This window comes from Pseudoalteromonas luteoviolacea (assembly GCF_021654285.1).
GTDB lineage: Bacteria > Pseudomonadota > Gammaproteobacteria > Enterobacterales > Alteromonadaceae > Pseudoalteromonas > Pseudoalteromonas luteoviolacea_J.
The window spans coordinates 22,239-28,419 of sequence record NZ_JAKFZS010000047.1; the positions used below are offsets into that span (position 1 = coordinate 22,239).

Sequence of the window (6,181 nt, forward strand, 5' to 3'; positions counted from 1 at the left end):
CGATTAACGGTTTGCTGAATTTAAAAAGCTCGAATTGTTCTCCAAATAAGAGAAAAACCACTCAATAACAAATCCAAATTCAGGGATTACTACCGACGCCTTCCACCAATCTGTATCTGGGGCTTTGGTGAAAGCATCGAGAAAGAACAACAGGGCGCTGACGACTAATACACCGCGCATAGCACCAAATAAGATGCCAACAACACGGTCTGTGCCAGATAATCCTGTACGCTGTACAAGTTCACCCAATATAAAATTAACTAATCCACCTAATACCAGCGTTGCGACAAATAGTATGGCTATTGCTGCTGCGTTTCTTAATAGGGGTTCTGAAACAAAGGTAAGGAAAGTGGATAGGTATTGATAAAATAGACTGGATATAAAGAATGCGCCAACCCAAACTACAAGGGACATAGCTTCTTTTACAAAGCCGCGTATCAGGCCAAAAAAGGTAGAAATACCGACAACTGTAAATATGGCGTAATCAACCCAAATCATAATAACCAACAAGTCGTTAATTTTGGGCGCATTTTATAAGACACGCCCTAGAATTGCCAGATCATTTTGCAACCTTAAATTGCGTAAGGCGGCCGTTAAGTTTAGTTAACTTCTTTAATTCTGGTAACTTAGCTTCAAGTTTTTGCTTATTTAAATCTGGTCCAACAAATACTTTTGTCAGCGTACCATTGGGGGTTTTAACTGGACGAGTAAACGTTTTAAAGCCATTGAGCTTAAGTTTTGCAGTTAACGCATCAACATTGGCTTTGTGAGAAAAGCTACCCAATTGAATTACGTACGCCATTTTTGAAAAGTTAGAATGATCAGGACGCTCAGGCTCAGGTGCTTTTACCTCAACAGTCGCAACTTTCTTTGGCTCTGCCACTTGTTCTTCAATAGGTTGCTTAAGTTGAGACTCAACTTGCTCTACTGGTGCGTCAGCGACTTTCTGTGCCTCTGGTTCAGAAGACACAGCCTGCGTTTCTGCTCGTGTACTCGCCTCTGCATCATTTGAGGCTACAGATGTATCATCTAGGTTTGTATCCGCAGAGATATCGTCTGCTTGAATATCCTCTACCACTTCAGGTTTTGGCTGCACAGCTAATTCTGCGCGCGCCTCTACCGTCTCTTGAAGATCAATAGATGAAAATTCTGGTCGCTCAGGAATTTGTTGGAACCCCTCTTTATAGTGCACTTTTTCGCCATCCAAAATATTTGGAATAAATACGATGGCAGCAATCACTATGATACTGGTACCTACGAGGCGATTTACAAATCCTGAGTTCACGTCTTACTCTCTATTTTTTCCAATACTGTATGGCATCTGCAACCGTAAAGAACGAGCCAAAAATGATAAGTGCTGAGTTGGCTTCTTGTGCAGGTAACAATGCATCAAGTGCTAGGTGCACAGACTCATATGCTGCAACATCATGTTGCTGCACCTGCCCTAACACTGCACGCATATTGTCGGCACTTTCCGCTCTTGGTCCACTGAGGGAAGCACATGTCCAATGATCTACAACATCACTCAACTCATTAATGACCGCAGCTTTGTCTTTATCAGCAAGCATAGCGACTAAGACATTAATTTTAAAGCCCTGATTTTTTAAGTCGAGCAACTTTGTACGTAAATAACGCGCTGATTCTGGGTTATGGGCAACATCTGTGTACACTAAAGGAGAGTCACTGAGCTTTTGAAAGCGCCCTTCTACCTGTAAGTTATCTAATAGCTCAGGTATTTTTTCCAGCTCTGGTAGCAGGTCTAATCGTGCTAACGCCGTCAATGCGGTTGCTACATTCTGTGCAGGAATGCTAGGCTGTGTGAGCGTCATATCATACTCTTGGTACTGCCAGCGCAAACCATTATCAAGGGGTGTGAAGACAAAATCACGCTTTGATAAAATCATATCTGCGTTAATTTCATCACCGTAATCCGTGACCGTATGAGGGATATTCAGATCGCCCACGATCGCAGGGGTGTTCGTTCTAAAAATACCCGCTTTGTCATACCCTACAAGCTCACGTGTATCACCTAGATACTCTTTATGGTCGAGATCGATTGTAGTAATAATGCTGGCATAAGGTGTGACAATGTTTGTTGCATCGTATCTACCACCTAACCCTACTTCCAGTAGCACATAATCCACTTCATAGCGTTTGAATAGAGCCAGCGCACCAAGCGTCCCATATTCAAAATAGGTCAACTGCGTTTCGCCGCGGCCTTGCTCCAATTGATAAAACGCGTCAACATGTTCTTGGTCTGACAATTCTTGACCATTAATACGCACGCGCTCGTTGTAGCGGATAAGGTGTGGAGAAGCGTAGGTACCAACAGAATAGCCCTGTGAAAGTAACATTACTTCCATACAACGAGCTGTTGTGCCTTTACCATTCGTGCCACCGATCAATATGATTTTACTAGGGGTATCAAGTAAGTGGATATTGTTTGCGACTTGGGCAACACGCTCTAACCCCATTTCGATATTTGCAGGGTGCAGTTGCTCTAAATAACAAAGCCAATCATCTAAGCTCGATGATTGGCTAGGTTTGATGTGTGACATAGCTAGCTCAATTTCGAAAAATTTACGCTACTCTATGCTCTTGTTCTGTAGAAGGCAAGTCCATAAACTTAGAAATCATACGTGCTAGAGAGTCACGCATTTCACGACGGTCAATAATCACATCAATCGCACCGTGCTCTAATAAGAACTCACTGCGCTGGAAACCTTCAGGTAAGGTTTCACGTACTGTTTGCTCGATTACACGAGGACCAGCGAAACCAATCAGTGCTTTTGGCTCACCCACGTTGATATCACCAAGCATTGCTAATGAAGCCGATACTCCACCCATAGTTGGGTTCGTTAATACAGAGATAAACGGTAAACCTTGCTCACTCATTTTTGCAAGTGCAGCACTGGTTTTAGCCATTTGCATTAGTGAAAATAACGCTTCTTGCATTCGTGCACCGCCTGATGCAGAGAAACAGATTAGCGGCATATTGTGCTCAAGACACTCATTCACAGCAGCAACAAAGCGCGCACCTACAACAGATGCCATTGAACCACCCATGAATGAGAATTCAAATGCAACTGCCGCAACTGGCATGCCTTTCAAGCGACCTTTCATCGCGATCAGCGCATCTTTTTCACCACTGACTTTTTGTGCAGCAGTAATACGGTCAGAGTACTTTTTGGAGTCTTTAAACTTCAACACATCTTGTGGCTCAAACTCAGTGCCTAATTCCACAAGCTCACCGTCATCTAGGAAACGTTCTAGGCGCTCACGCGCTGAAATACGCATATGATTGTCACACTTAGGACATACATAAAGCGACTTCTCTAACTCAGCTTTGTATAAGATGGAATCACAGGCTGTACATTTTGCCCATACTCCTTCCGGAACCTCTTTCTTACCTGCCGATTTAGCAGCTTTAGGCAAGATTTTTTCTAACCAACTCATTGGCAACTCTCTTGTCTTTATTCTGTATATTAGTCTGTGCACACAGACAGATTTTCCCAATTAAAACATGTTTAAGGCAACAGCGGTATAAAAAACTGGTCTTAGTAGTCTTAACAAGTAATAGACGCGTGAGGAACTGAGATTTTAATGCACAGTATAAGGAATGTTATCGCTTATAATTAAATAGCTTATGCAGTTTCATCCACGCCTAAGTAATAATTATTTTTTAATCTCAACTTCCGGCAAAAACAATGGGCCCACTGACATTTTAGGAATACCCCATTTTTCAGGGTAATCAACATCCACTAAGTACAAGCCATTTGGTTTAGCCGTTGCACTCGCTTGTGTTCTGTCTTTTAAAGCTAACAGCTCTGCCATCCAATCAGGCGATTGCTCACCAATACCTATGTCTAGTAAACACCCAGTGATATTTCTCACCATATGGTGTAAAAATGCATTGGCTTTGACATCAATAACGACATAATCACCAAATCTATCAACCTGTAGGTGGTGAATATTTCTAAACGGCGTATTAGATTGGCAATGTACCGCTCTGAAAGAGGTAAAGTCTTGCTCACCTAGCATATGGTGACAGGCCGCCTGCATTCTTTTTTCATCTAACGGGTGATGGTAGTGCGTCACACCATTTCTTAATATGCCCGGACGATATGTATGGTTATAAATCACATAGCGATATCGCCTTGCAGTTGCACTAAAGCGTGCATGGAATTCATCATCAACTTGCTGTGCAAAACGCACAGCAATATCGTCAGGTAATTGAGAGTTCATACCAAGTGTAAATGCACTCATTTCACGTTCAGCATCAGTATCAAAATGAACTAACTGCCCTGTCGCATGCACACCTGCATCTGTGCGACCTGCACATACGATTTCAACAGGATGATTACAGATCCGCGAAAGCGCTGTTTCAATTTCTTCTTGGACACTACTCACATGACTTTGACGTTGCCAGCCTGAATAATTGCCACCGTTATACTCGATACCTAGTACTACACGCATACACTTGCAAACTCTTCACTAAATTATAGCCGGGCATTTTATGCTATTGGCGCTGGGAATAAAAGCAAAGGGGGGCGATATCGCCCCCCTTTATCATGTCATCATTGTTATTTTATCTGCTCTTTAAGTAACCTAGCTTCTTCTTGAACAGACTCAGGACCATTCTCCATCACTTCGTCTAACGCGGACACTGCCGAGTCAAAATCTTCTATTTCAAGATATGCTCTCGCTAAGTCTAATTTTGCCGAGAACCCACCTTCTTCTAAATCCACATCCGTTGAATTATCGCCTGCAAGTAGCTCATCAAAATCATCTAACCCCACATCCATATTCGGCTCTTGGTACGGTTCTTCATTCGTCACTGCATCATCACTTTCTGCGAGTAAGTCATCAATCTCTAGAAAATCTTCGGGCATTGAGGAGGATTCAACTTGCTGCATATCCTCCTCAATTTCGAACTTATCATCTAAGTCCTCACTTAGTAATGCATCGAAGTCGACCTCAAGTTCTGGCTCTTGCTCCCTATCAAGCACTTCAGGTTCAGCAAACTCATCCAGTAAGGCATTAAAGTCAGTGCCTTCAAGATCGGCCATAAAGGCATCTTCAATGGCATTTTCATCAATATCAACAGGCGGCTCAACTTCGCTATCCGCTTCTGCCACTTCATCAAGTTCCGCTAAAAATGCATCTGGATCTGCGCTTACATCTAGCTCCAGTTCAGAGTCAGATATCCCCATATCTTGATCAAGTTCAGCACTGCTAAGCTCCTCAGGTTCATCTGTTAATGGCGCTTCACCTTCTAATGATGCTAACGCCGCAGATTCGTCAAAAGGTGTGTCTAAATCAATTTCGAGATCTTGTGGCGCTTGGACTTGCTCAGGAACGCTTTGAATAGGTTCGCTAGGCACCTCTTCATCCATCGCAGCCAGCGCGGCATCTTCATCAAATGGGGTATCTAAATCAATACCTAGGTCGTCCAGATCGTCTTCTGGTGCATCGTCAAGTGCTAAGTCTTGCGCATTGGATAATTCAGATAAGGTGTCCCTCTCTAAATTAGGCGATTCGCTTGCTTGAGTATCATCATCTAAATCACCAAATAAATCGTCTAAGTCATCTTCAAAGGGCGCTTCAAGGTCGCCTTCAATATCTGCATTTAAATCACGTTGGCTTTCAAGGCTCTGTGCAAGCTGGCGCTCCGTTTCACTCATTTCTTCCGTGAATGGCTCCTCAGCCAAAGAGATTTCTTGCTCTTCAATTTCTTCAAGCTCAAGTTCTGGGTAACTTTCTAGTTGAGCACTGGGTGTCACTAAATCCGGCTCAGGTAAAGGCTCATCTGCTAGCAGATCAACTTCATCACCTAGCGGATCATCTCCTAAATCTATCTCTCCATCTTCTGCCAATAATGCCTCATCTAAAGACGCTAACTCGGCTTCAGCTTCAAGCTCCTCTAGCATGTCGTCAACATTCTGAGGCTCAATACCATCTATATCAGACATCAAGCTTTGTAAATCTGAATCGGCTTCTAGCTCCAGCTCAGGTTCCGCTTCTAGTTCAGGCTCAGTTTCTAGTTCAGGCTCAGTTTCTAGCTCAGGTTCCGCTGCTAGCTCAGGCTCAGCTTCTAGACCCAGCTCATCTTCTAGACCCAGCTCATCTTCTAGACCAAGTTCGTCTTCTAGACCAAGTTCGTCTTCTAGACCAAGTTCGT

General features: G+C 43.3%; 6 protein-coding genes. All 6 read right to left on the reverse strand.

Going from position 1 to position 6,181, the window contains the following annotated elements; translation table 11 throughout:
* Nucleotides 1-3: 3 nt before the first annotated feature.
* A complete protein-coding gene (locus L1077_RS25635; protein ID WP_039608475.1) occupies nucleotides 4-498 on the reverse strand; it encodes a CvpA family protein in 495 nt (164 codons plus the stop codon).
* A gap of 61 nt (nucleotides 499-559) precedes the next feature.
* On the reverse strand, nucleotides 560-1,285 hold the full coding sequence (locus tag L1077_RS25640; RefSeq protein ID WP_237139617.1) for an SPOR domain-containing protein: 726 nt from the start codon (nucleotides 1,283-1,285) through the stop codon (nucleotides 560-562).
* Nucleotides 1,286-1,295: 10 nt separating this feature from the next.
* Nucleotides 1,296-2,558, reverse strand: a complete 1,263-nt coding sequence (gene folC, locus L1077_RS25645; RefSeq protein WP_237139618.1) for a bifunctional tetrahydrofolate synthase/dihydrofolate synthase — start codon at nucleotides 2,556-2,558, stop codon at nucleotides 1,296-1,298.
* A gap of 22 nt (nucleotides 2,559-2,580) precedes the next feature.
* Complete coding sequence (accD, locus tag L1077_RS25650; RefSeq protein ID WP_046357907.1) at nucleotides 2,581-3,456, reverse strand: acetyl-CoA carboxylase, carboxyltransferase subunit beta; 876 nt, start codon at nucleotides 3,454-3,456, stop codon at nucleotides 2,581-2,583.
* A gap of 219 nt (nucleotides 3,457-3,675) precedes the next feature.
* Nucleotides 3,676-4,476, reverse strand: coding sequence for a tRNA pseudouridine(38-40) synthase TruA (gene truA / locus L1077_RS25655; RefSeq protein ID WP_237139619.1), 801 nt, complete (start codon nucleotides 4,474-4,476; stop codon nucleotides 3,676-3,678).
* Nucleotides 4,477-4,583: 107 nt separating this feature from the next.
* The coding region (locus L1077_RS25660) for a FimV/HubP family polar landmark protein (protein WP_343222321.1) at nucleotides 4,584-6,181 on the reverse strand (1,598 nt) is incomplete at its 5' end.

What these genes read in the sequence shown, in the direction of transcription:
- L1077_RS25635 (WP_039608475.1), bottom strand. Translation starts at nt 498, where the DNA reads ATGATTTGGGTTGATTACGCCATATTTACAGTTGTCGGTATTTCTACC.
- folC (WP_237139618.1), bottom strand. Translation starts at nt 2,558, where the DNA reads ATGTCACACATCAAACCTAGCCAATCATCGAGCTTAGATGATTGGCTT.
- accD (WP_046357907.1), bottom strand. Translation starts at nt 3,456, where the DNA reads ATGAGTTGGTTAGAAAAAATCTTGCCTAAAGCTGCTAAATCGGCAGGT.
- truA (WP_237139619.1), bottom strand. Translation starts at nt 4,476, where the DNA reads ATGCGTGTAGTACTAGGTATCGAGTATAACGGTGGCAATTATTCAGGC.